This is a genomic window from Mycobacterium sp. NGS29 (genome assembly GCF_059812965.1).
In genome coordinates this window covers 119,178-142,538 of record NZ_JCALDR010000004.1, presented here as the reverse complement: position 1 = coordinate 142,538, position 23,361 = coordinate 119,178, and the positions used below count along the sequence as shown (strand labels likewise).

The 23,361-nt window shown below is 67.0% G+C and carries 23 protein-coding genes; 5 read left to right on the top strand and 18 right to left on the bottom strand.

What is annotated here, in order from left to right; all coding sequences use genetic code 11:
* Positions 1-52: 52 nt before the first annotated feature.
* From AC5Y5Z_RS07235 to sepIVA, 6 genes are all read right to left on the bottom strand, one after another.
* On the bottom strand, positions 53-334 hold the full coding sequence (locus tag AC5Y5Z_RS07235) for an acylphosphatase (RefSeq protein ID WP_473139972.1): 282 nt from the start codon (positions 332-334) through the stop codon (positions 53-55).
* Positions 321-734, bottom strand: a complete 414-nt coding sequence (locus tag AC5Y5Z_RS07230) for an OsmC family protein (protein WP_463827039.1) — start codon at positions 732-734, stop codon at positions 321-323. Before AC5Y5Z_RS07230 ends, AC5Y5Z_RS07235 begins: the two co-directional genes overlap by 14 nt.
* A gap of 81 nt (positions 735-815) precedes the next feature.
* Positions 816-1,664, bottom strand: a complete 849-nt coding sequence (gene mutM / locus AC5Y5Z_RS07225; RefSeq protein ID WP_499924240.1) for a DNA-formamidopyrimidine glycosylase — start codon at positions 1,662-1,664, stop codon at positions 816-818.
* Between the two features lie 109 nt (positions 1,665-1,773).
* A complete protein-coding gene (gene rnc / locus AC5Y5Z_RS07220; RefSeq protein WP_463827041.1) occupies positions 1,774-2,493 on the bottom strand; it encodes a ribonuclease III in 720 nt (239 codons plus the stop codon).
* On the bottom strand, positions 2,490-3,068 hold the full coding sequence (locus AC5Y5Z_RS07215) for a YceD family protein (protein ID WP_463827042.1): 579 nt from the start codon (positions 3,066-3,068) through the stop codon (positions 2,490-2,492). Before AC5Y5Z_RS07215 ends, rnc begins: the two co-directional genes overlap by 4 nt.
* 71 nt (positions 3,069-3,139) lie before the next feature.
* Positions 3,140-3,877, bottom strand: a complete 738-nt coding sequence (sepIVA, locus tag AC5Y5Z_RS07210) for a cell division protein SepIVA (RefSeq protein WP_463827182.1) — start codon at positions 3,875-3,877, stop codon at positions 3,140-3,142.
* A gap of 255 nt (positions 3,878-4,132) precedes the next feature.
* Here sepIVA and AC5Y5Z_RS07205 point away from each other — a divergent pair, with 255 nt between their 5' ends.
* Positions 4,133-5,317: a permease gene (locus AC5Y5Z_RS07205; RefSeq protein ID WP_499924231.1), complete on the top strand. Its 1,185-nt coding sequence runs from the start codon at positions 4,133-4,135 to the stop codon at positions 5,315-5,317.
* A gap of 431 nt (positions 5,318-5,748) precedes the next feature.
* Entirely contained in the window at positions 5,749-6,660 is a 912-nt protein-coding gene (purU, locus tag AC5Y5Z_RS07200; RefSeq protein ID WP_499924227.1) for a formyltetrahydrofolate deformylase, read from the top strand.
* 13 nt (positions 6,661-6,673) lie between these two features.
* Here the strand turns inward: purU and AC5Y5Z_RS07195 are convergent, their stop codons facing one another.
* Positions 6,674-7,726: an NAD-dependent epimerase/dehydratase family protein gene (locus tag AC5Y5Z_RS07195; RefSeq protein WP_499924223.1), complete on the bottom strand. Its 1,053-nt coding sequence runs from the start codon at positions 7,724-7,726 to the stop codon at positions 6,674-6,676.
* Between AC5Y5Z_RS07195 and AC5Y5Z_RS07190 the strand changes: the two genes are divergently transcribed.
* On the top strand, positions 7,725-8,825 hold the full coding sequence (locus AC5Y5Z_RS07190; protein ID WP_499924219.1) for a metallophosphoesterase: 1,101 nt from the start codon (positions 7,725-7,727) through the stop codon (positions 8,823-8,825). The genes AC5Y5Z_RS07195 and AC5Y5Z_RS07190 overlap by 2 nt on opposite strands.
* Position 8,826: 1 nt before the next feature.
* Here the strand turns inward: AC5Y5Z_RS07190 and coaD are convergent, their stop codons facing one another.
* From coaD to AC5Y5Z_RS07160, 6 genes are all read right to left on the bottom strand, one after another.
* A complete protein-coding gene (coaD, locus tag AC5Y5Z_RS07185; protein WP_473139978.1) occupies positions 8,827-9,312 on the bottom strand; it encodes a pantetheine-phosphate adenylyltransferase in 486 nt (161 codons plus the stop codon).
* Positions 9,313-9,442: 130 nt separating this feature from the next.
* Positions 9,443-9,997 carry a 16S rRNA (guanine(966)-N(2))-methyltransferase RsmD gene (gene rsmD / locus AC5Y5Z_RS07180; RefSeq protein ID WP_473140001.1) on the bottom strand — a complete coding sequence of 185 codons (555 nt, stop codon included), beginning with the start codon at positions 9,995-9,997 and terminating at the stop codon, positions 9,443-9,445.
* Entirely contained in the window at positions 9,994-13,377 is a 3,384-nt protein-coding gene (locus AC5Y5Z_RS07175; RefSeq protein ID WP_499924214.1) for a pyruvate carboxylase, read from the bottom strand. Before AC5Y5Z_RS07175 ends, rsmD begins: the two co-directional genes overlap by 4 nt.
* 13 nt (positions 13,378-13,390) lie before the next feature.
* On the bottom strand, positions 13,391-14,011 hold the full coding sequence (locus AC5Y5Z_RS07170) for a vitamin K epoxide reductase family protein (RefSeq protein WP_499924584.1): 621 nt from the start codon (positions 14,009-14,011) through the stop codon (positions 13,391-13,393).
* Between the two features lie 28 nt (positions 14,012-14,039).
* Entirely contained in the window at positions 14,040-14,801 is a 762-nt protein-coding gene (locus AC5Y5Z_RS07165) for a DsbA family protein (protein ID WP_463827049.1), read from the bottom strand.
* Positions 14,802-14,874: 73 nt separating this feature from the next.
* Complete coding sequence (locus tag AC5Y5Z_RS07160; RefSeq protein ID WP_473139980.1) at positions 14,875-15,990, bottom strand: alpha/beta hydrolase; 1,116 nt, start codon at positions 15,988-15,990, stop codon at positions 14,875-14,877.
* Between the two features lie 241 nt (positions 15,991-16,231).
* Between AC5Y5Z_RS07160 and AC5Y5Z_RS07155 the strand changes: the two genes are divergently transcribed.
* Positions 16,232-17,092 (top strand): aldo/keto reductase, encoded by an 861-nt coding sequence (locus AC5Y5Z_RS07155; RefSeq protein ID WP_463827051.1) that lies wholly within the window; start codon positions 16,232-16,234, stop codon positions 17,090-17,092.
* A gap of 7 nt (positions 17,093-17,099) precedes the next feature.
* Here AC5Y5Z_RS07155 and AC5Y5Z_RS07150 read toward each other — a convergent pair whose 3' ends face one another.
* The 3 genes from AC5Y5Z_RS07150 to AC5Y5Z_RS07140 are packed head-to-tail and all read right to left on the bottom strand — an operon-like array spanning position 17,100 to position 21,732.
* Positions 17,100-17,816 (bottom strand): HNH endonuclease family protein, encoded by a 717-nt coding sequence (locus AC5Y5Z_RS07150; protein WP_473139981.1) that lies wholly within the window; start codon positions 17,814-17,816, stop codon positions 17,100-17,102.
* A complete protein-coding gene (gene recG, locus AC5Y5Z_RS07145) occupies positions 17,813-20,059 on the bottom strand; it encodes an ATP-dependent DNA helicase RecG (protein ID WP_499924203.1) in 2,247 nt (748 codons plus the stop codon). The genes AC5Y5Z_RS07150 and recG overlap by 4 nt, the downstream gene beginning before the upstream one ends.
* On the bottom strand, positions 20,059-21,732 hold the full coding sequence (locus AC5Y5Z_RS07140) for a DAK2 domain-containing protein (protein WP_499924201.1): 1,674 nt from the start codon (positions 21,730-21,732) through the stop codon (positions 20,059-20,061). The genes recG and AC5Y5Z_RS07140 overlap by 1 nt, the downstream gene beginning before the upstream one ends.
* 266 nt (positions 21,733-21,998) lie before the next feature.
* Here AC5Y5Z_RS07140 and rpmB point away from each other — a divergent pair, with 266 nt between their 5' ends.
* The gene (gene rpmB, locus AC5Y5Z_RS07135) at positions 21,999-22,193 is read left to right on the top strand and encodes a 50S ribosomal protein L28 (RefSeq protein WP_463827055.1); all 195 of its coding nucleotides are present in this window, start codon (positions 21,999-22,001) and stop codon (positions 22,191-22,193) included.
* Positions 22,194-22,217: 24 nt separating this feature from the next.
* Here the strand turns inward: rpmB and AC5Y5Z_RS07130 are convergent, their stop codons facing one another.
* Both AC5Y5Z_RS07130 and AC5Y5Z_RS07125 read right to left on the bottom strand, forming a co-directional pair.
* Positions 22,218-22,406 (bottom strand): hypothetical protein, encoded by a 189-nt coding sequence (locus AC5Y5Z_RS07130; protein WP_499924198.1) that lies wholly within the window; start codon positions 22,404-22,406, stop codon positions 22,218-22,220.
* A gap of 41 nt (positions 22,407-22,447) precedes the next feature.
* Positions 22,448-23,350 (bottom strand): SDR family NAD(P)-dependent oxidoreductase, encoded by a 903-nt coding sequence (locus tag AC5Y5Z_RS07125; protein WP_499924195.1) that lies wholly within the window; start codon positions 23,348-23,350, stop codon positions 22,448-22,450.
* Positions 23,351-23,361: the final 11 nt, after the last annotated feature.

Sequence of the window (23,361 nt, the reverse complement as noted above, 5' to 3'; positions counted from 1 at the left end):
CAGCCAACGCCCGACGCCACGCTGGCGTGACGCTCGGCGAGGGCCGTGCCCGCTAACGCTCGACGAATCCGGTGAACTGCTCGGTCGGCTCCGACCAGTCGGCGACGACCTTGTCCACCCGTCCCGGCGTGCTGTCGCCGCGCAGCAGGTCCAGCAGCTTCTCGCCGGACTCACGCGGCCCGTTGGCCACGACGAGCACGCGCCCGTCGGCGTGGTTGGCGGCGTACCCCGTCAACCCCTGCTCCAGCGCGCGGCAGCGCGTCCACCAGCGGAAACCAACGCCCTGGACGTGGCCGTGCACCCAGGCGGTCAGTCGCACGTCAGGCCCCGACATCGCGGACTCCGAACGTCACCGTGCTGCCCGATCTCAGCGTTCGACCCACTGTGCACACCGCGTCGACGGCCCGGTCGACGACAGTGCGCACCCGTTGCTGGTCTTCGTCGCTCAGTCCCGACAGGTCCAGTTCGAGGGTCTCTTCGAGCAGCGGGTAGACCTCTTTTTCCCGGTCAGCGGCGCCGGACACGCGGATCACCGCCCGGTAGTCGTCACCCAGCCGGCGGGCCAACGGCTGGTCACTGGCCATGCCGCTACACGCGGCGAGCGCGATCTTCAGCAATTCGCCGGGAGTGAACACCCCCTCGACGTCCTCGCTCCCGACGAGCACCTGTGCTCCCCGGGAGCTGTGCCCGGTATAGCGGCGGGTGCCGGTGCGTTCCACCCACAGTTGCGTCATAGTTCCTCTCTTCTGTGTGTTGAGTCTGCGGTGAGGGCGCTGTTTCGGCCGTTTCTGCTCCCTGAGCGCAGAGTCAATGGCTCAACGGCGCGGCCGCGGTTGACATTTCGGGCAATAGAACGACGAGCGGTTCATGAACTTCTCCCGGCGCATCACCGCCCCGCAGCGCCGGCACGGCTGCCCGTCGCGGCCGTAGGCGTCCAGCGACCGGTCGAAGTAACCCGACTCCCCGTTGACGTTGACGTACAGCGAATCGAACGAGGTGCCACCCTTGGCCAGCGCTTCGCGCATCACCTCAGCCGCCGATTCCAGCACCGCGGCCAGCCGCCGACGCGGCATCGTGGCCGCAATCCGCGCGCCGTTGACCTGGGCTCGCCACAGGGCTTCGTCGGCGTAGATGTTGCCGATGCCCGAGACCACCTGCTGGTCCAGCAGTTGGCGCTTGATCTCAGAATGCTTGCGCCGCAATACATCCACCACCGCCGCGGCATTGAACTGCGGATCCAGCGGATCGCGCGCCAGGTGCGCGACCGGCTGCGGCACGACGCTGCCGTCGACGGTCACCAGATCGGCAAGCAGCCAGCCGCCGAAGGTGCGCTGGTCGGCGAAACTCAACACCGTCCCGTCGTCGAGCAACGCCGAAATCCGCACGTGGTCAGCGCGCGGCACCACCCCCAGCAACATCTGGCCGCTCATGCCGAGGTGGACCACCAGGGCCTCGCCGGTGCTCAACGTCAGCCACAGGTACTTGCCGCGCCGATCGGTGCCGGTGATCCGGGCGTCGAGCAGCCGGGCGGTCAGGTCGGCCGGGCCGGCCTCGTGGCGCCGCACCGCGCGGGGGTGGTGGACGCGGACGGCGGTGATCGTCTTGTCGACTACATGGGACTGCAGACCGCGCCGCACCACCTCGACTTCAGGTAGCTCAGGCATGTCCGCCCTCCTGGGCCCACTGTGCAATCCGCGACCGGACACGCCGCGCGACCGTCGGGAAATTCACTGTCGGCGCAGCAGGCACCGGCTTGTCACCGTCATCGGAGCTTCAGGATTTCCCCGCGGTGTCGAGCACGTGCGCTGCCTCGAGTGTTTTGTACGCAGCCGACGCCGCCTTCTGCTCGGCTTCCTTCTTGGAGCGGCCCACGCCCGACCCGTATTCGGTCTCCATCACCACCACCACCGCGGTGAATTCTTTGTCGTGGTCGGGCCCGGTCGAGGTCACCTGGTAGGTCGGCGTGCCGAGCGTCAGCGAGGCGGTGAGTTCTTGCAGGCTGGTCTTCCAGTCCAGACCGGCACCCAGGGTCGGCGCGGCGTCCAGCAGCGGGCCGAACAGGCGCAGGATGACCTCCCGTGCGACGTCGATCCCGTGCTGCAGATAGATCGCGCCGAGCAACGACTCCATCCCGTCGGCCAGGATGCTGGACTTGTCCGCGCCACCGGTGTTCGCTTCCCCGCGACCGAGCAGTACGTGCACGCCCAGCCCGTCGCCGGGCAGGCGGCGCGCCACGTCCGCCAGCGCCAGGGTGTTGACGACGCTGGCACGCAACTTGGCCAGGTCCCCCTCCGACCGGTCCGGATGCCGGTGGTAGAGCTCGTCGGTGATGGTGAGGCCTAATACGGCGTCGCCGAGAAACTCCAGCCGCTCATTGGTGGGCAGACCGCCGTTCTCGTAGGCGTAACTGCGGTGCGTCAACGCCAGCGTGAGCAGGTCTTCGGGCAGGTCGACGCCCAGCGCGTCCAGCAGGACCTGCCGGGAGGGGGTCACTGCTCGCCCCCGTCCGGCGGGGGCAGTATTCCGGCGAGCTTGGCCCACCTGGGGTCGATCTGATCGTGCCGGTGGTCGGGCTCGGCGGCCAGCGAAATGCCGCACTGCGTGCACAAACCCGGGCAATCCGACGAGCACACCGGCGCGAACGGCAATTCCAGCCCCACCGCGTCGATGATCGGTTGCTCGAGGTCGATGGTCTCGGCGACGACGTGGCCGACCTCGTCCTGCTCGGTGGTCGCCTCGGTCGCACTGTTCGGATAGGCGAAGAGCTCGGTCAGCGCAACCTGCACCCGGCCCTGGATCGGCGACAGGCACCGGGAACACTCGCCGCCGGTGGGTGCGGTTACCGTGCCGGTCACCAGCACCCCTTCGGACACCGATTCCAGCCGCAGGTCCAGCTCCAGGGGTGCTCCCGGCTGGATCGCGATCAGATCCAGGCCGATGCGCAGCGGGCTGTCCACGCTTTGGCGCAGCGGAATCATCGCTCCTGGCCGTCGACCCAGCCGAGCGATATCGATCGTCAACGGCGTGGTGATGTGTCGCTGCGCCGTCTGGCTGTGCTGCTTGGCCATAGGTGGAATCCTACGGCGCGCAGCTGACAGGTCCACGTTCAGTTCAGCTGCCCGTCACCGGGCCGTCGGGCCTACCGCGTGACGTAGTCGTGGGTGCCGGCTGCGGTCCGGAGCTGGTGACGGCCTCGACCGACCGACCGCAGCGTTCCGTTGAGGAACTCTTCGAACTCGGCCAGCTTGTTGTCGACGTAGATGTCGCATTCGCCGCGCAGCCGGTCCGCTTCGGCGTGCGCCGTGTCGATCAGACGGGTGGATTCGGCGTGCGCGGCCTGCACCACCTCGTTCTGGGACACCAGCCGCTGCTGCTCCTTGATGCCCTCTTGCACGGCCTTTTCATAGGAGAGGTTGCCGTTTTCGATCAGGCGGTCGCATTCGGACTTGGCCCGGCTGATGCTGGCCTCGTACTCGCGTTTCGCCGACGCGGCGATGCGCATCGCCTCTTCGCGGGCCTCCCCGACCATCCGCTCGCTGTGCTGACGGGCCTCGCTGACCATCCGATCAGCCTGAGCCTTGGCGTCCGAGAGCAGCCGGTCGGCTTCGGCGCGGGCGTGGTTGACCATCGACTCGGATTCGGTGGTCGCCGAGGACACCATCGAGTCGGCGTGCGATTTGGCGTCGTGCAGCATCGCGTCGCGGGCGTCCAGCACGTCCTGGGCATCGTCGAGCTCACCAGGGATCGCGTCCTTGATGTCGTCGATCAGTTCAAGCACGTCGCCGCGGGGAACGACGCACCCGGCGGTCATCGGCACGCCGCGGGCTTCCTCGACGATCGCGCTCAATTCATCCAGCGCTTCAAAGACTCGGTACACGGCCATACCCTCCTGGCGGCTTGCATAAATCTGTAGTTACCAGTGTGCCTGGTGTTACGTCTGTGACTGCGGTGATGACTCCGGTGTGTCGGCTTGAATTTTTGCTGCGCATCACCCGCGAACCGCCTCTAGCCACGTGATTTGGTCTCAGACTATCGCCGGTGTAGCCACCGGGACAGCGGACGAGGCCTCTATTGACAGCATATATACCCTTGGGGGGTATATATGACGGCGTCACAGCGGAAGGGAACTTTGATGGACAGAGTCGTGAACGCAGTGCTGCACGCGTTGACGCTGACAGGTTCCATGACCTGGGAAATCCTTTGGGCGCTGATCCTGGGCTTCGCGTTGTCGGCGGTCGTCCAGGCTGTTGTGCGCCGCTCGACAATCGTGGCCTTGATGGGCGACGACAGGCCCCGCACCCTGGCCGTGGCGGCCACGCTCGGCGCCGCGTCGTCGTCGTGCTCCTATGCCGCCGTGGCGCTGGCCCGCTCGCTGTTCCGCAAGGGGGCCGACTTCACCGCGGCCATGGCCTTCGAAATCGGCTCCACCAATCTGGTGGTGGAACTGGGCATCATCCTGGCGCTGCTGATGGGCTGGCAATTCACCGCAGCGGAGTTCGTCGGCGGACCGCTGATGATCATCGTGCTGGCCCTACTGTTCCGGCTGTTCGTGCGCGGCCGGCTCATCGATGCCGCGCGTGAACAGGCAGACAAGGGAATCGCCGGATCGATGGAAGGCCATGCGGCGATGGACATGTCGATCCGGGGCGACGGGTCGTTCTGGCGACGGCTGTTCTCCGGACCGGGTCTGACCTCCGTGTCGCATGTCTTCGTGATGGAGTGGCTGGCGATCCTGCGCGACCTGGTCATCGGATTGCTCATCGCCGGCGCAATCGCGGCGTGGGTCCCGGAGAGCTTCTGGCAGAGCTTCTTTTTAGCGAACCACCCGGCACTGTCGTCGGTGTGGGGACCGATCGTGGGCCCAGTCGTCGCGATCGTGTCGTTCGTCTGCTCGATCGGCAATGTGCCGTTGGCCGCGGTGCTGTGGAACGGCGGCATCAGTTTCGGCGGGGTCATCGCGTTCATCTTCGCCGACCTGCTGATCCTGCCGATCCTCAACATCTATCGCAAGTATTACGGCGCCAGAATGATGCTGACGTTGTTGACGACGTTCTACGCCGCGATGGTCGTCGCGGGCTATCTCGTCGAATTGATCTTCGGGGCAGCCGATCTCATTCCGGGCGCCCGCAACGCGATGGTGATGTCCGGCAGCATCTCCTGGAATTACACCACCTGGCTGAACATCGCTTTCCTGATCGTCGCAGCGGTGCTGGTGGTTCGATTCTTCGCGTCCGGTGGAATGCCGATGCTACGGATGATGAACGGGTCGCCCGACGCTGAACACGATCATGGCGGGCATAGTCACCAGTGCCACTGAGGCTCGCTACCAACATTTTTCGTTGATCGATTGCCGGTGGATGTCTTCCGTCGCCCGCTGGGTTTTCCGGACGCCGGTCGCGGTGGGCTCGGCTCAGCACTGCTCCGCCATGCGGCCGGGCGCTGCGACCGCGACGGACTGCCTGCGTACCTCGAAGCAACCAACCCCCACAACAGGTAGCTCTATGCCGCCCACGGGTTCGAGGAGATCGGCGTCATCCAAGCCGGCAAAATCGGCGCCTCTCTGGCCAAAGCTGCGTAAGCCCCGTTGAACTGCTGCGCCCGGCCGCGGTAGGCGAACGGATACTAAATGTTGGCGTGGGTGTCCCGCGCGGGAGACCTCACTGAAGACGACGACGTGCCGTAGCTGCCGCGATGCCTACCACGGCGGTATCGTTGCTCGCACGATTGCGAGGCGAAAGGGGTCCACTGGTGCCGACGCCGAACGATCCCGGCAACTTCGCGCAGCGGCCGGCCGGCCCCCCGTCTCCCGCAGACATCGGACGACTACTGCTGCGCTGCCACGACCGCCCCGGAATCATCGCTGCGGTAAGCACATTCCTCGCTCGAGCCGGTGCCAACATCATCTCTCTGGACCAGCACTCCACCGCACCCGAGAACGGAACCTTTCTGCAGCGCGCGATCTTTCACCTGCCCGGGCTCACCGCCGCAATCGATGGTCTGGAAGAGCAATTCGCCGCCACCGTGGCAGGGGAATTCGGCATCGACTACCGCTTCACCGAGGCGGCCAAACCCAAACGGGTCGCCATCTTCGCATCCAGGGAAGACCATTGCCTATTGGATCTGTTGTGGCGCAACCGTCGTGGCGAGCTCAAGATTTCCGTCGCGATGGTGATCGCCAACCATCCCGACCTTGCCGAGCGGGTTCGTCCGTTCGGTGTGCCGTTCATCCACATACCCGCCACCCGGGAAAGCCGCGCCGCAGCCGAACAGCGTCAGCTTCAATTACTCACCGGCAATGTCGATTTGGTGGTGTTGGCGCGCTATATGCAGATACTGACGCCTGAGTTCCTCGCCGCCGTCGGATGCCCGCTGATCAACATTCACCATTCATTCCTGCCGGCATTCATCGGCGCAGCACCCTATAAGCGCGCCCGCGAGCGCGGCGTCAAACTGGTGGGCGCCACAGCCCACTACGTCACTGAGATGCTCGACGAGGGGCCGATCATCGAGCAGGATGTGGTGCGGGTCAGCCACACCGACACCGTCGACGACCTGGTGCGTGTCGGTGCCGACGTGGAGCGGGCGGTACTCTCGCGCGCGGTGCTCTGGCACTGTCAGGACCGAGTGATCGTGCACGACAACCAGACGATTGTCTTTTGACCGCGACGGGAATCTATTCTGCGCTTCCGACTTCCGACAACGAGTCGCCGTACCTGGCTCGCAGCGCTCCCCACACATCGGCATACTGACCGGGCGACTTGCGATACGCCCCATGGCGTTTCAGGATCTGCCGGGCAACCGGCGCCACGAGGCGCCGCGGGTAGCGTCGCCAGCCGGTCTGCGCACGGATCTCGGCCAGCATGTCCGGCCACGAATGCTGCTGAAAATTCAGCAGTTCCTGCGCACGGGAGACATCCATCCAATCGTTGAGATACCAGGAATCGTCACTGTCCGGGTCACCGGGACGTCCCATCGGTATCAGGCCGGCCATGCCCTGCGCCGCCGCCATGGCCGCGCCAATCTCGGCCTGCCGCAACATGTGCGAGTTATCGCCGGCGATCATCAACACCTCACCGGCCACCTCCGAATGCGCGGCCGCAACGAATGCGGTTGCCACATCGCGGGTATCGACGCAGTGCACCCGACCGTCGGCCGGCATCGCGCTGCTGAAATACAACACGTCGGTGGTGAAGGGCATGGCCGCCGGGTCGACGCTGATCACCCCACCGAGCCGCAAGATCAACCAGTTCAACCTCGACGCACGGACGATCTCCTCGGCTTCGAGCTTCTGACTCCCGTACAGGTCGCACGGGTTGACCGGGGTTTCCACGCCCAACCGGTCCTGGTGCCGATGTGGATTGCGCGCGCCGTATACGGAGATGCTGGACGCATGCAGAAAGCGCGGCGGATCAGGTTGCTGCTCTGCCGCACGCACCAAGATTGCGGTGGCATCGACGTTGACTCTGCGCGCCCACGCCGGTTCGCGGTAGATCAACGGGGGGATGACGGCCGCCAGGTGGACGATCACGTCCGGCGAAATTTCGCTGACCAACTGTTCAACCTGGTCGGGAACGGTCAAGTCGACGCGGCGGCTTTCCACCCCCGGCGGCAGGACCGCCAACTTGCGGTGCGCGGTGGCGACCACCCGCCATCCGTCGGCAGCGAACCTTCGGACCGCCTCCGCACCGACCAGACCGAAGGCTCCGGTAATCAGCACGGTCTGCATGGGCGTCCTCGATCCCCGTCAACATCGATGTTTCGAGCAGACGGTAACCCACTCGACGAAGAGAACGCCATGCCTCCGGCACCAGCTTGCTCAAGCTCGACGACGTGTCGCACCCAGGTGCGAAGATCAGGTCATGCAGTACTACGACATCATCGGCGACATCCACGGTTGTGCTTCCGCGCTTGAAACGCTGCTCGCCGATCTTGGCTACACACTTCAGGATTCGACGGGCGCGTATCAACACCCCACCCGTCAAGCCGTCTTCGTCGGCGACCTGGTGGACCGCGGCCCGGAACAGCTTCGCGTCCTCGAAATCGTCAAGCCGATGGTGGATACGGGCAGCGCCCGCATCGTCATGGGCAACCATGAGTTCAATGCGATCTGCTACTCCATCGAGCACCCGAGCGGCAGCGGCCAATATCTGCGCAAACACACCGACAGCAACTACCGACAGCACCGCGAGTTCGTCGACCAACTCACCGACGAGCAGCGCTTCTACTACCTGGACTGGTTCAAGACGCTGCCGCTGTGGCTGGACCTCGGCGATATCCGCGTCGTTCATGCCTGCTGGCATGAGGAGTCCATGCGATACGTCGAGAGCCAACTGGGATCCAACCAGTTCACTGCGGTGGACCAGTTCGCCCGGGCCTCCGACAGCACCGACCGCCTCTACACCACGGTCGAGGTGCTGCTCAAGGGCCCTGAGATCAGCCTGGCAGCCCATCACCAGCCGGATTATCTGGATAAGGACGGCCACGCCCGCAGCAGGGCCAGAATCCGGTGGTGGAACGAGGATGCGGCGACCCTGCGCGAGATCGCGGAAATGGCAAGCAATTTCACCACTGCGGCGGGTGCACCGTATCCCCCGCTACCCGACAGCGCCGTCACATCTGCGGACCGCTGCTACGTCTACTCGGGAACAGTTCCGGTGTTCTTCGGTCATTACTGGCGCAAGGATTCCCCGCAGCGCCACCGTGATTGGGCAGACCATTGCGCGTGCGTGGATTTCAGCGCGGTGAAGGGCGGCAAGTTGACGGCCTATCGCTGGTCGGGCGAGACCACGATCTGCGCCGACAACTACTGGCAGAGCGCCGGTTGAGCTACCCGCTCTGCCGGGCGATCCGTTCGCGCAGTCGCCGGTTGACCGGTTCGGGCAGCAACTCGGTCACGTCGCCGCCCAGCATCGCCACCTCTTTCGCCAGCGACGACGACACGAACGAATACCGCGGCGATGTCGCTACGAAGAACGTGTCAACGCCGGCGACGTGCTTGTTCATCTGCGCCATCTGCAGTTCGTACTCGAAGTCGGTGCCGGTGCGCAGACCCTTGACGATGGCGTTCATCCCGCAGGACCTGACGAAGTCGACGACCAGGCCTTTCCCGGCCTGCGCCCGCACGTTGGGCAGGTGGCTCGTCGACTCCTCGATCATCGCGATCCGCTCGTCGAGGTCGAACATGCCCTTCTTGGCGGGGTTGATCAGGATCGCCACCACGACCTCGTCGAATTGGGCTGCGGCACGTTCGAAGACGTCGACGTGCCCCAACGTGACCGGGTCGAAGGACCCGGGACAGACCGCGCCGCTCATTGCGCCGCTCCTCCTCTTCGCTCCGCTCAGCATCGTCGCCGGCGGCGCTCAATTGCGCCGCTCCTCCTCTTCGCTCCGCTCAGCATCGTCGCCGGCGGCACGCTCATAGTCAACGACGCTAGCAGGCGCCCTACACCCGTTCGGCCAGCTCCAGACGGGTGTCGCCGTAGACGCGCTCGGGCCACAACGTCCAGCCGTCCGGCCACGTGAGCGCGGCACTGCCGATTCCGCGCTCCACCACGGCAACCGTTCCCACCCGGGTCCAACCCCCCGACGTCAGCGCGGCCAGCACAGCCGAGAGCTCAGCGGCTCCAAGCTCGTACGGCGGGTCGGCCAATACCAGGTCGAACGGGGAGGGCGACCCGGCGGTCAGCACGGCAGCGACCGCACCGCGGCGCACGATCGCCCCGGGCAGCCCCACCGTCTCGATGTTGCGGGCGATCACCGCCGCCGCGCGCGGGTCGGATTCCACAAACAGCGCCGACGCAGCTCCCCGCGACAGGGCTTCCAGACCCAAGGCACCCGACCCGGCAAAGAGATCCAGCACCGCCACGTCCGCGAAACCGACCCGCGTCGCCAGGATGTTGAACAGCGACTCGCGCACCCGGTCAGTGGTCGGCCGGGTCCCCCGCGGCGGAACGGTGAGGCGCCGGCCCCGGGCCACGCCACCGATCACGCGGGTCAGTTCAGCACCACCAGCAGGTCGCCACCCTCCACCTGAGCGGTGTCGGAGACCGCCACCCGCTCCACCGTGCCGTCGCTGGGCGCGGTGATCGGCGCTTCCATCTTCATGGCCTCGATGGTGGCGACGGTTTGGCCGGCGCTCACCTCATCACCTTCGGACACGCTGACGGTGACTACCCCGGCGAAGGGCGCCGCGACATGGCCGGCGTTGCCGCGGTCAGCTTTCTCCGCAGCGGGAACGGCGCTGGCGATGCTGCGGTCGCGCACCAGCACCGGACGCAGCTGGCCGTTGATGATGCACATCACGGTCCGCATGCCGCGCTCGTCGGGTTCGGAGATGGCCTCCAGCCCGATCAACAACTCCACGCCCGGCTCCAGCTTCACCCGATGCTCCTCGCCTTGGCGCAGGCCGTAGAAGAACTGGTTGGCCGACAGCTGCGAGGTATCGCCGTACGCCTCTCGATGGTCCTCGAATTCCTTTGTGGGACCGGGGAACAACAGCCGGTTGAGGGCGGCCTGACGCTCCGGACCGGCGGTGGCGAGCGCCTTCTCGTCGTCGGCGGTCAGTTGCGGGTCCGGCTTGGCCGGCGCGCGGCCGGCCAGCGCGTCGGAACGCAACGGCTCGGGCCATCCGCCGGGCGGATCGCCCAACTCACCGCGCAGGAATCCCAGCACCGAGTCCGGGATATCGAATCGCTTTGGGTCAGCGGCGAATTCGTCGGCGCTCAGACCGGAGCCCACCAGGGCCAGCGCCAGGTCGCCGACCACCTTCGACGACGGGGTGACCTTGATCAGCCGGCCCAGCACCCGGTCAGCGCCCGCATATGCCTCCTCGACCTCCTCGAACCGGTCCCCCAGCCCCAGCGCGATCGCCTGTTGGCGCAGGTTCGACAGCTGACCGCCCGGGATCTCGTGGTGATACACCCGGCCGGTCGGACCGGGTAGACCGGATTCGAAGGGCGCGTAGACCTTCCGCAGGCCTTCCCAGAACGGCTCGAGCGCGCACACCGCCGACAACGACAACCCGGTCTCGTACTCGGTGTGCGCGGCCGTGGCCACGATCGAACTCAACGCCGGCTGACTGGTGGTGCCGGCCATCGGCGCCGAGGCCCCGTCGACGGCGTCGGCGCCCGCCTGCCAGGCGGCCACGTAACTGGCCAGCTGGCCGCCCGGCGTGTCGTGAGTGTGCACGTGAATGGGGAGGTCGAACCGGCTGCGCAAAGCGGAAACGAGGGTGTGGGCCGCCGGCGGCCGCAGCAACCCCGCCATGTCCTTGATGGCCAGCACATGTGCACCGGCCTCGACGATCCCGTCGGCCAATCGCAGGTAATAGTCCAGGGTGTAGAGTCGTTCGTCCGGATCGGACAGGTCACCCGTGTAGCACATCGCGACTTCGGCTATGGCAGTGCCGGTTTCGCGGACCGCGTCGATAGCCGGTCGCATCGAGTCCAGGTTGTTCAGCGCGTCGAAGATCCGGAAGATGTCGATACCGGTGGCCGTCGCCTCCTCGATGAACGCCGACGTGACGGTCTCCGGATAGGGCGTGTAGCCCACGGTGTTCCGGCCCCGCAACAACATCTGCAGGCAGATGTTGGGGATGGCTTGCCGCAGCGCGGCCAGCCGCTCCCACGGGTCCTCCTTGAGGAAGCGCAGCGCCACGTCGTAGGTCGCCCCGCCCCAGCACTCGACCGACAAGAGCTGCGGCATCGTGCGCGCGAGATACGGTGCCACCATGAGTAATCCGCTGGTGCGCACCCGGGTGGCCAGCAGCGACTGATGCGCGTCGCGGAACGTCGTGTCGGTCACGCCGACCGCGGGCGACTCCCGCAACCAGCGCGCGAAACCGTCCGGGCCGAGTTTGAGCAACCGCTGCCGGGAACCGTGCTCCGGCGCCACCTCGCGGTCGATCGAGGGCAGCTTGTCCTGCGGGTACACCGTCGACGGACGCGCGCCGTGCGGCTGGTTGACGGTGACATCGGCCAGGTAGTTCAGGATCTTGGTGCCGCGGTCGGCCGAGGTGTGCGAGGTCAGCAGTTGCGGCCGGTCGTCGATGAACGACGTCGTGACGCGGCCGGCCTGGAAGTCCGGGTCGTCCAGAACCGCTTGCAGGAAAGGAATATTGGTCGACACACCGCGGATCCGGAACTCGGCCATCGCCCGGCGCGCCCGGTTGACCGCGGTTTGGAAATCGCGGCCCCGGCAGGTCAGCTTCACCAGCATGGAGTCGAAGTGGGCGCTGATCTCAGCCCCCAGATTGGTGCTGCCGTCCAGCCGGATCCCGGCGCCGCCGGGGGTGCGCAGCGCACTGATCCGACCGGTGTCGGGGCGGAACCCGTTGGCCGGATCCTCGGTGGTGATCCGGCATTGCAGCGCGGCACCGTGCGGGCGCACGGTGTCCTGGGTGAGGCCCAGATCGTCGAGGGTCTCGCCGGCGGCGATGCGCAGCTGGCTGGACACCAGGTCGACGTCGGTGATCTCCTCGGTGACGGTGTGCTCCACCTGAATTCGCGGGTTCATCTCGATGAAGACGTATTCGCCGTTCTCGTCCAGCAGGAATTCGACGGTGCCGGCGCAGCTGTAGCCGATGTGGCGGGCGAAGGCCACCGCATCCGCACACATCTTTTCCCGCAACTCAGCCGAAAGGTTCGGCGCCGGAGCCAGTTCGATCACCTTCTGGTGGCGGCGCTGCACACTGCAGTCCCGCTCGTAGAGGTGGATCACGTTGCCACCGGTGTCGGCCAGGATCTGAACCTCGATGTGCCGCGGGCGCAGCACAGCCTGCTCGAGATACACCGTCGGGTCCCCGAACGCCGACTCCGCCTCCCGGCTGGCGGCCTCGATGGCCTCACCCAGAGCTGCGCTGTCAGTGACCCGCCGCATCCCGCGCCCACCGCCACCGGCAATGGCCTTGACGAACAACGGAAATCGCATGTCCTGTGCGGCCGCGACCAACTCGTCCACCGACGCCGAGGGAGCCGAGGACTGCAGCACCGGCAGGCCCGCCTCGCGCGCGGCGGCGATCGCCCGCGACTTGTTTCCGGTCAACTTGAGCACTTCGGCGTCGGGCCCCACGAACGTGATGCCCGCCTCAGCGCACGCTGCGGCCAATTCCGGGTTCTCCGAGAGGAATCCGTAACCGGGATAGACGGCGTCCGCATGGCAGCGCAGGGCCGTCTCGACGATCTCGGCGACGGACAGGTACGCCCGCACCGGGTGCCCCACTTCGCCGATCTGGTACGACTCATCGGCTTTGGTCCGGTGCAGCGAATTGCGGTCCTCGTACGAATAGACGGCGACGGTGCCGACACCCAACTCGTATGCGGCGCGGAAGGCGCGGATCGCGATCTCGCCGCGATTGGCCACCAACACTTTGGAGATCACGTGCGACCCCTAATCAAATGAGTGTCGACCAATAATTCCAGAACCGCGCCATGATCAGCAGGAATACCCCGGTGAACCAGAACGTGACCAGCGACCAGCGCCAGCCGAACAGTAACCGCAGCGCGGTATTTCCCGTCGCGGCCGGACGCACCAGGATCGAGGCCGCGACCACCAGCAGCGTCACGGTGGCCGCCCACACCACCATGCAGTACGGGCACAGCGCCCCGATGCGGTACAGGCTCTGAAAGATCAGCCAGTGCACAAACACCGTGCCGGCTGTCAACCCGATCACCAACCCCACCCAATACCATTGCGGCAGCTGAACTTTCGCCACGGCCAACACCCCGGTGACCACCACCACCGTGAAACCGGCGATACCGAGCAGCGAGTTGGGGAAGCCGAGCACCGAAGCCTGCGGGGTCACCATCACCGAACCGCACGACACGATCGGGTTGATGTTGCAGGACGGCACGTAGGACGAGTTGAGCAGCAACGCGATCTTCTCCACCGTCAGCGTGACGGAGGCGAGCAGACCGATCACCCCGGCGATCAGCACCCACCATGCACTGGGCGCGGGTACCCACGGTCCGGACGGTTCGAGTTCGCCGGGCGGGTCAGCCGCGTCGGAGTCCACCTCGGGGACGAGATCAGCCGCCACGTGGTCAGGTGTTCGCCACTGCCGCGGCCTCGTCCATCCCGGGGATGTTGCCGACGATGTCTCTGACCTTGGCGACGAGCGCTGCCGGTGACGTCCGCTCGAATTCGGTGCCGTTGATCCGCACGGTCGGGGTCGCGCGGATCTTGTTGGCTGCCGCCAACCCGGTGACCTTGCCGATGTACTTGCCGCTGTTGATGCAGTCCGGCACCTTGCCGGCGGCGCCCGCCTGGCGCGCGAGCTCGATCAGTCGCGCATTGTCGGGGAACCGGTCACCCGTTTCGGACGGCTGAATGCCCTTGCTGTACAGCGCTTCGTGGAAGCGGCGAAAGGCGTCCATGGACTCGTCGGCCACGCAGTAGGCCGCGGCGGCCGCCCGCGAGGAGTAGTTCTGGGTGGCCGGACTGTCCAGGATGGTGACCATCGTGTAGTCACCGGCGATCGCGCCGATGTCGATGAGCTTGGCGACCGTGCGACCGAAGGTGCGCTCGAAATCGCCGCACGCCGGGCACAGGAAGTCCTCGTAGAAGGCCACGGTCGCCTTGGGTTTGCCGTTGTCGGCGACCAGTTTGCTCGAGGTCACGCGGACGGCGCCCTCGGCTCCCGCACCGGCGGCCTGCTTCTTGTTGTGACTCGTCACGATGTAGAAGACCAGACCGACGGCGAACAGCACGACGATCAACGTGCCGCCGATTTGGATGAGTCGGCCGGACCTGCCGTCGCCGGACTTCAGGTCGAGCCGCGCGGGGCGCTTGGGTTTTTCGGCCACAGAATCCTCACGTTTCGTTTGCTTCACCTGCGGTCGGGCGACTCTAGAGTACCGACGGCGCCGCAGCCGCAGGTCAGCACCGGCTCAGGTGTGCCCGCAGCGCCGAGATCAGCTCGCCCGTTCCGGCGGCGCTGCCACCCCCGAGCGGGAAGAGATTGGCGAAGCCGTGCGTCAGCGATCCCAGGTAGCGCAGGTCCACAGCGGTGCCCGCGGCCCGCAGCGCCTCGGCGTACTCCTGACCCTCGTCGCGCAGCGGATCGAACCCGGCGACCGCGATCAGCGCGGGTGCCAGGTCGGACAGCGAATCCGCCAGCGCCGGTGACACCCGTGGGTCGGACGCGTCGATCCCGGACTTGCGCAGGTACTGCGAGGTGAACCAGTCGATGTCGCGTCTGGTCAGCAGGAAGCCACGCGCGAACAGGCTCAGCGAGCGGGTCTGCGCGGTGAAGTCGGTTCGCGGGTAGATGAGCCACTGCAACACCGGGGCCGGTCCGCCGTTGTCCCGCGCGAGCTGGCTGACGACGGCCGCCAGGTTGCCGCCGGCGCTGTCGCCGCCGACCGCCACCCGCCCGGGCGCCGCACCCAGTTCCTCAGCGTGCTCCCAGGCCCACCCGAACGCGGCGTACGCATCCTCGATCGCCGCGGGTGCCGGATGCTCAGGTGCCAGCCGGTAATCGATCGACAGCACATGCATCTCCCCGTCCCGGCAGGTCAATCGGCACAGCGCGTCGTGGGTGTCCAGGTCGCCGATCGACCAGCCGCCACCGTGATAGAAGACCAGCAGCGGCGCATTCGCGGTTGCCGGGCGGTAGTGCCGCGCCGGGATCGGACCTGCCGGCCCGGGAATCGAGATCTCGGCAACGTCGACGTGAATCTGCGGACCGGGCATGGCCTGCAGGCCGTCCCGCATCGTCGCCCGGGAGGTGCGCGCGTCGTCGTCGACCACCAGGCCGCCGATCCCCACGGCGCGCTGTCCCGTCAACAGCAGCTGCAAGGTGGGGTCCAGGGTGTTGCCGTCGATGGTCACCGAACGCCCGCGGGTCAGCAGGCGCTTGGCGCCGTCCGGGATCCGCGGAATGACTTTCGCGCCGACGCTGGTGACCGTGTTCTGGACGCGCGTCACCCAACCGGTCGGTGCGCGCTTTGCTCCAAGATGGAGGTCCGGCGCGCCTGACAGACTCTTGGTCATCGGCCGCTCCCTTGAAATTGCCTCGTGCCGGCCCACCTTACGTCGTGCCGAACGGGCGAAATCCGGCCGCCGCCTGCCCGACGGTGCGACGAATGTCCGACATTGGGAGCGGACACCAGCCCGGGCGTTGGTTAGATCGCATAGTCAACTCGGTAATATGTGATCCCCGAGCCGTGCGGACTGCGGCACCAGGCTGGGCCCTAATCGGAGAACGCTCAAATTTCATAGGTAGGTGATGACGTTGACTGGCGAGTCGGGCGCCGCTTCTGTCCCCGGTTCTATCCCCTCGATAGCCCTCAACGACGAGCAGACGATGCCGGTGCTGGGTCTCGGCACCGCGGAATTGTCGGACGACGAGACAGAACGCGCCGTCTCGGCCGCACTCGAAGTCGGTTGCCGGCTCATCGACACCGCGGCCGCCTACGGCAACGAAGCGGCGGTGGGCCGGGCGATCGCCGCGTCGGGCATTCCGCGCGCCGAGTTGTTCGTCACTACCAAGCTGGCCACCGCTGACCAGGGTTTCAAGTCCTCGCAGGAAGCCTGCCGGCGCAGCCTGGAGACCCTCGGCCTCGATTACGTCGACCTGTACCTGATTCACTGGCCGGCCGCGTCGCTGGGCAAGTACGTGGACTCGTGGGGTGGCCTGATCCAGTGCCGCGGCGAGCAGCACGCCCGCTCGATCGGGGTGTCCAACTTCACCGCGGAGCACCTGACGATGGCCATCGACCTGACTTTCGTCACCCCCTCGGTCAATCAGATCGAGTTGCACCCGCTGCTCAACCAGGAGGAGCTGCGCAAGGCGAACGCCGAGCACGACATCGTCACGCAGTCCTACACCCCGCTGGCGCTGGGCAAGTTGAATGACAACCCGACGGTGACGTCGATCGCCGGCGAGTACGGCAAGACGCCCGCCCAGGTCCTGCTGCGGTGGAACGTGCAGTTGGGCAACTCGGTGGTGTTCCGCTCGGCAAAACCCGAACACATCGCCGGCAACTTGGATGTGTTCGATTTCGAGCTGGCCGCCGAGCACGTCGACGCGCTGAACGGGCTCAACGACGGCACCCGGCTGCGCCCGGATCCGGACAACTACGCCGGCACCTGAGCGCCGATCAGCGGGCGGGGCAGGTGGCCGCCGCGTCTCGCAGCACGCCGCTGGACGCTTGATCCAACGGCAGCGCGTAGCCACGCAGCACCGCGATGAACTGCACGGCGTATTGACACGCGAAAGCACCGTTGGGCGGCATCCATTGCGACGGCGGCGAATCGCCCTTGTCCTGGTTGGCCCTGCCCTGCACGGCCAGCAGGTTCGCCGGGTCGTTGGCAAAGCGCACCCGTTGGGCCTCCGGCCAACCGTAGGCGCCCATGTCCCAGGCATACGCCAGCGGTACCAGATGATCGATCTGCACCGATTCGCCGACCTTGGCGCCGCGCTGAAACGCGACGACGGTGTTGGTGTACGGGTCGTGCAGGGTGCCGGTGGCCACGGCGTCGGGACACCGCTTGGTGAACACGTGCGTGACGTCCACCAGATCGCGGTTGAGGATGTCGTTACGGGTGTCACAACCGTTGTGGCCCAGCGGCGCATCGTTGTCGTCGTCCCAGGCGTCGCCGAACGCGGACCGGCGGTAGTCGAACCGGTGTGCCCGAAACGGCAACAGCAGCACCCCGGCGAGCACATCGTCGCCGGGCGCCACGGTCGGTACGTCGGCGCGCGCAGCGAACTCCTGGGCTTGTCGGGCGGCGGAGGACCCCAGCGTCTGGTATGCGACCAGCACCGCCACGGCAGCGACCGCGGCCAGCCACAGCAGGGTTCGACGGTTCGTCATGACTTGTCCAGGTACTCGATCTGATCGGTATCGGTGAATCGGGCTGCCAGCGAGGACAATCCGGGATCGTCGGGGTTGGTGGCGTAGGCGGCCTCGCAGAAGTCCCGAGCGTTCTCGATGAACTCGAGGTGGTCGGCCAGCGACAACAACCGCAGCACGATAGCCCGACCCGATTGATTGCGGCCCAGCACATCTCCTTCTCTGCGCTCTTTGAGATCCAGGTCGGCGAGCACAAATCCGTCGATCGTCCCGGCGACCGCCTCCAGCCTTTTGCCTGCCGGAGAACCCGCTGACGTCCAGCTCGCCAGCAGGCAAAGGCTCGGGTGCCGGCCGCGGCCGATGCGGCCGCGCAGTTGATGCAACTGGCTGATGCCGAACCGGTCGGCATCCATCACCAGCATCACGGTGGCGTTGGGGACGTCGACACCCACTTCGATCACGGTGGTACAGACCAGCACATCGGTCTGGCCGCTGCGGAAGGACGCCATCACGGCGTCCTTCTCGTCAGCGGAGAGCCGTCCGTGCATCAGACCCAGCCGCAGCCCGGCCAGCTCGGCCGAGCGCAGCCTGGTGAACAGTCCGACCGCGGTCGCCGACGGCCGCTTGCCGTCGTCTCCGGCCTCGTCGGCTTCCTCCTCGTCGATCCGCGGCGCCACCACATAGGCCTGGCGGCCGGCGGCGACCTCCTCCCGGATGCGCTGAAAACCACGCTCCAGCCAGGCCCGCTTGTCCCGGACGAAGATCACCTTGGTGGTGATGGGCTGACGCCCCCGGGGCAGCTCGCGCAGGGTCGACGTTTCCAGGTCGCCGTACACGGTCAGGGCCAGACTGCGCGGGATCGGCGTCGCGGTCATCACCAGCAGATGCGGCGTGACGCCGGCCGGGGCCTTGGCGCGCAACCGATCCCGTTGCTCGACACCGAACCGGTGTTGCTCGTCGACCACCACCATGCCCAACTTGTGGAACTCCACCGCGTCGTGCAGCAATGCGTGGGTGCCGATGACGATCCCGGCCGCACCGCCGGCGATCTCGGACCGCGCCCGCTTCTTTTGCGCCGCGGTCATGGACCCGGAGAGCAGCACCACCCGGGTGGCTTCCCAGCCGTCCCCGGCGGCCGCTCCCAGCTGACCGCCCGTGGCCAGCGGACCCAGCACCTCGGTGATGGACCGAAAATGTTGTGCCGCAAGCACTTCAGTAGGCGCCAACAGCGCGCACTGGTAACCCGCGTCGACCATCTGCAGCATCGCCAGCACCGACACGATGGTCTTTCCGGACCCGACCTCACCCTGCAGCAACCGGTTCAGCGGCCGAGCCGAGGCCAGCCCGTCGGACACCACGGACAGCACCTCACGCTGTCCGGCGGTCAGTTCAAAGGGCAAACGCTGCAACAGTTCTGCTGCCAGACCGTCGTCGCGCCGGGGGGCGACGGGACCGGATGCGGACAACTCACCATGGCGGCGACCGACCAGCGCCCACTGCAGAGCGACGGCCTCGTCGAAGGTGAGGCGATCACGCGCCCGCGCCCGCTCGGCCGGTCGTTCAGCCAAATGGATGCCGCGTAAGGCTGCGTCTTCGTCGATCAAACCCAACCTGGCACGCAAATCGGCGGGCAATGGATCGGGCACCGGGTCGAGTTGGTCCAGCACCTGCTTTACGGCGCCATAGATGTGCCAGGTCTGCACTTTGGCGCTGGCCGGATAGATCGGGTAGACCCGACGCTCGAACTCCGACATCGCCAACTCGCCGGTGACCAACGTCGACGCGTCGGCGATCTCACGCAGCGAGACGCTGCCGTGGTTCCTCCCGTCCGTCGAGTCCATGATCAAGAACGCGGGATGGGTGAATTGCATTGTCTTGCCGTAGTATCCAACCTCCCCGGAGAGCATCACCTTCGTGTTCTCGGTGAGGTCCTTCATCAGGCCTTCGGCGTTGAAGAACGTCGCAGTCACCTCACCGCGGCCGGATCCGACCGTGATGCGCAACCACATTCGCGCTTTCTTCTGAGTCGGACTTTTCTTTTTCATCACACCGGAAGCCCTTTTGGTGATGACATCGACGATGGTGATGTGCTCACCGGCTTGTGGACGCTGGTCTTCGGCCGTGAGCCGGGAGGCGCCCTCCAGGTAACTGCGTGGGTAGTGCCGCAACAGGTCGTCGACGGTCCGCAGACCGAAGTACTCGTACAGCTGTCCGGCTGACTTGCCCCCGATGACGTCGACCAGCCGATCGGTCAGCGAGGCCACTACTCCACCCCGATCAGCAACGCATCGCCGCGGTGACCGGTGCGGTAGCTCACCAGTTCGCTGCCCGGGTGGTGGTCGTGCATGTGTCTGTCCAGCACCTGCTCGATGCCAGCGGCCGCCGCGTCGTCCAGGTCGCCGCCTATCAGCACGGTGATCAGGTCACCGCCCGAGGCCATCAGCAGGTCCAGCAGGCCGATCGCGGCAGCGGCCACGTCCTCGGCGACGATCAGCACCTCATCGCCCGCGATGCCCAGGCCGTCGCCCGGTTTACAGGTTCCGGCCCAGGTCAGCGCGTTCTCGGTAGCCACCCGCACCGATCCGTGCCGGGCGGCGCCGGCGGCGCGGGCCATGGTGTAGCCGTCGTCGACGGCTTGACGGCCGGCGTCGTGCACAGCCAATGCCGCCAGCCCCTGCACCATCGACCCGGTCGGCACCGGCACCACGTCGACACCCCAGCCGATGGCCGCGGTGCACCCCGCCACCAACTCCTCAGCGGCCACGTACCCGTTCGGCAGCACCATCACCTGGGCGGCACCGCTGTCCACCACGGCGCGCACCAACTGATGGGCGGTGATCCCGGGCGCATCGGCGCTGCCGTCCGCCCCCGGTCGCAGCACGCAGGCACCCTCACCGGCGAACAACTCCTCGGCCCCGTCGCCGTCGACGACGGCAAGCACCGCACGTTCCCGCGTCCAGCTGCCCGCGGGCAGCCCGGTCGCGCCGGAACTGAGTCCCGAGATCACGATCCGGCTCAGCTGACCGGCGGCCAGGCCGGCTTCCACCGCGGCGCCGGCGTCGTCGGTGTGGACGTGCACGGAGTAGCTGTCCGACGGCGCGGCCGCGATGGCCACCGAGTCGCCCAATTCCTCCAGCCGTTGCCGCAACGTGTCCGCAGCCGCCGCATCGCAGCCGGCCACCAGGTACATGACCTCGAACTGAGGCGCCGGACCCCGCTCGATCGCCGGCGGCTTCTGCTGCGGCTGCGACGGCTCGTAGACCGCCCGGGTGGGCGTCTCTCCGGTGATCGTCGAACGCAGCGAGTCCAGCATGACCAGCAGCCCCCGGCCCCCGGCGTCCACCACACCGGCATCGGCGAGCACGTCCAGCTGTTCGGGGGTCTTCTCCAGCGCGATCACCGCCGCATCCCCGGCCGCGACGAGGGCAAGGTGCAGCGACTGGCCGGCGGCGGCACACTCGTCGACGGCACCGGCGGCGGCCCGCAACACCGACACGATGGTCCCTGGCACCTCGTTTCCCCCCATCGAGGTGACGACCAGTTCCACCCCCCGCCACAGCGCGGCGGCCAGGAGCGCGGCATCGATCGCCGGTAGCGCCGCACCGGATTCGGCGGCCGCAGCAGCGGTCGCGTCGGCGAATCCCCGCAGAATCTGCGACAGGATCACCCCGGAGTTGCCGCGGGCGCCGTGCAGCGCTCCCGCTGACAACGCCGCCGCGACCCTGACCACGTCCAGGCTGCCGCGACTGGCTTCGGCATCCGCCTCGGCCAGCGCCGAACGCATGGTGAACAGCATGTTGGCACCGGTGTCGGAATCGGCGACCGGGAACACGTTGAGGCGGTTGATCTCGTCGATGTGGGTGATCAGGTCGCTCACGGCGGTGTGCGCCCAGTCCCGCAGGGCCGAGCCGTCCAGCTGACGATCCTCCGTGGCCAAACCCGCCCCCACCTCCTTACCGCCGCAGCACGCCCCCGATGCGCGCTAGCGTAACCTCGGTCCCGCCGGCCGGTGAGCCAGTCAGCAGCCTAGCTATCGGCCACGACAGCACTGGTCACGACGCGTCGCGGTTCGTTGAGCCGTTTTGGCGGTTGCCTACCGGAGTCGGTATTGTGGGACGGCCGGGCCAACCCGGCCTACTTCCGGCCGGCGGATCCGAACCGGGTCGCCGGACCGCAGCAACAAAGACTTGAGGAGTTTGAACCATGGCCGCTGTGTGCGATATCTGCGGGAAAGGCCCCGGCTTCGGTAAGTCGGTGTCGCACTCCCACCGCCGCACCAGCCGCCGGTGGAACCCCAACGTTCAGACCGTGCACGCCGTGACCCGTCCCGGCGGCAACAAGACGCGGCTCAACGTGTGCACGTCGTGCATCAAGGCCGGCAAGGTCACCCGCGGCTGAAGCCGTTACCCGCCGCCTCACTTTTCACAGAGCGGCTTTGATGCGTTCGAGGGTTGTTGTCATGTCGCGGGTGTTGCGCCGACGACGTGGCTCGCCGAGCGGCGCAATCTGCGCGATCGCGCCGCCGCCGCGATCGTGTACGCCTACGACCACGGGCCGGTTGGCGCCGCGTTGATTTCCGCAGCCCTGCGGTTTCGCGATCGACACCCTCATGGCGCACGCCGCTAGCGGCTCCCGCACACAGCGCCGTCCGCTCACTTACGGCCGGGAATCTGCAACGTGGTACCGGTCTCCTCTTCCGCGAACGCCACGAGCCGGCCGGCCGTGTCGTAATCGCACGCGACCACCGTGCGGCCGATCAGCACCGGGCCGCCGCGCAGCCCGCCCCGACCGCTGACGCCGACATAGCTGCCCGGCGGGATCGGTTCGCTGATGCAGTACAGCGTGGGCGCCGCGCCCTCGTCGATGTCGTTGGCCAGCCGGTCGGCCACCGTCTTGACCGCCTTGTGCGCCAACGACATCAGCGGCGAGTCGCCGACCTGCGACAGGTTCGACGCCACCCAGCCCGGGTGGGTGAGCTGACTGACGATCGGCGAGCCTGCGGCACGGAGCCGGCGGTCGAGCTCGAGCCCCCACAACATCACCGTGAGCTTGGACTGCGCGTAGGCCCCCAGCCTCGTCCACTTGGTGCGGCGCAGATGCAGATCGTCGAGGTGCAGCGTCGCCGAGCGGTGCGCGTCGGATCCGACATTGATGATCTGGGCCCGCACCCGCGGCAGCAGCAAGTTGGTCAGCGCGAACGGGCCGAGCAAGTTGGTGCCCAGCGTCATCTCGAAGCCGTCCACGGTGTCGCGGCGCCGCTCGGTCAGAGCGCCGGCGTTGTTGATCAGGATGTCGACGTCGCCGTCGATCAGATCGGGGAAGGCACGCACCGAGGACAGGTCGGCCAGATCGAGCTTGACCACCGACGTCGAGCCACCAAGCTGCGCGGCGCGTTGCTCACCGAGCTCGGTGTTGCGTACCGCCAGAATGACGTGCGCGCCGGCTTTGACCAGCGCTCGCGCGGTGCCCAGCCCCACCCCGTTGGTCGCTCCGGTCACGATGACCCGTTTGCCGGTCAGGTCGCCGAGCCGATCGGGCGTCCAAGGTAACGTCACGAGGTCAGATT

Excerpts from the sequence above, each read along its gene's own strand:
- AC5Y5Z_RS07160 (WP_473139980.1), bottom strand. The coding sequence starts at position 15,990 with ATGACCAAGAGTCTGTCAGGCGCGCCGGACCTCCATCTTGGAGCAAAG.
- AC5Y5Z_RS07130 (WP_499924198.1), bottom strand. The coding sequence starts at position 22,406 with ATGAGGGTGTCGATCGCGAAACCGCAGGGCTGCGGAAATCAACGCGGC.
- AC5Y5Z_RS07230 (WP_463827039.1), bottom strand. The coding sequence starts at position 734 with ATGACGCAACTGTGGGTGGAACGCACCGGCACCCGCCGCTATACCGGG.
- AC5Y5Z_RS07195 (WP_499924223.1), bottom strand. The coding sequence starts at position 7,726 with ATGCAGACCGTGCTGATTACCGGAGCCTTCGGTCTGGTCGGTGCGGAG.
- mutM (WP_499924240.1), bottom strand. The coding sequence starts at position 1,664 with ATGCCTGAGCTACCTGAAGTCGAGGTGGTGCGGCGCGGTCTGCAGTCC.
- coaD (WP_473139978.1), bottom strand. The coding sequence starts at position 9,312 with ATGAGCGGCGCGGTCTGTCCCGGGTCCTTCGACCCGGTCACGTTGGGG.
- AC5Y5Z_RS07190 (WP_499924219.1), top strand. The coding sequence starts at position 7,725 with ATGGGCGTCCTCGATCCCCGTCAACATCGATGTTTCGAGCAGACGGTA.
- rpmB (WP_463827055.1), top strand. The coding sequence starts at position 21,999 with ATGGCCGCTGTGTGCGATATCTGCGGGAAAGGCCCCGGCTTCGGTAAG.
- AC5Y5Z_RS07150 (WP_473139981.1), bottom strand. The coding sequence starts at position 17,816 with ATGACGAACCGTCGAACCCTGCTGTGGCTGGCCGCGGTCGCTGCCGTG.
- AC5Y5Z_RS07235 (WP_473139972.1), bottom strand. The coding sequence starts at position 334 with ATGTCGGGGCCTGACGTGCGACTGACCGCCTGGGTGCACGGCCACGTC.
- AC5Y5Z_RS07215 (WP_463827042.1), bottom strand. The coding sequence starts at position 3,068 with ATGGCCAAGCAGCACAGCCAGACGGCGCAGCGACACATCACCACGCCG.
- AC5Y5Z_RS07205 (WP_499924231.1), top strand. The coding sequence starts at position 4,133 with ATGGACAGAGTCGTGAACGCAGTGCTGCACGCGTTGACGCTGACAGGT.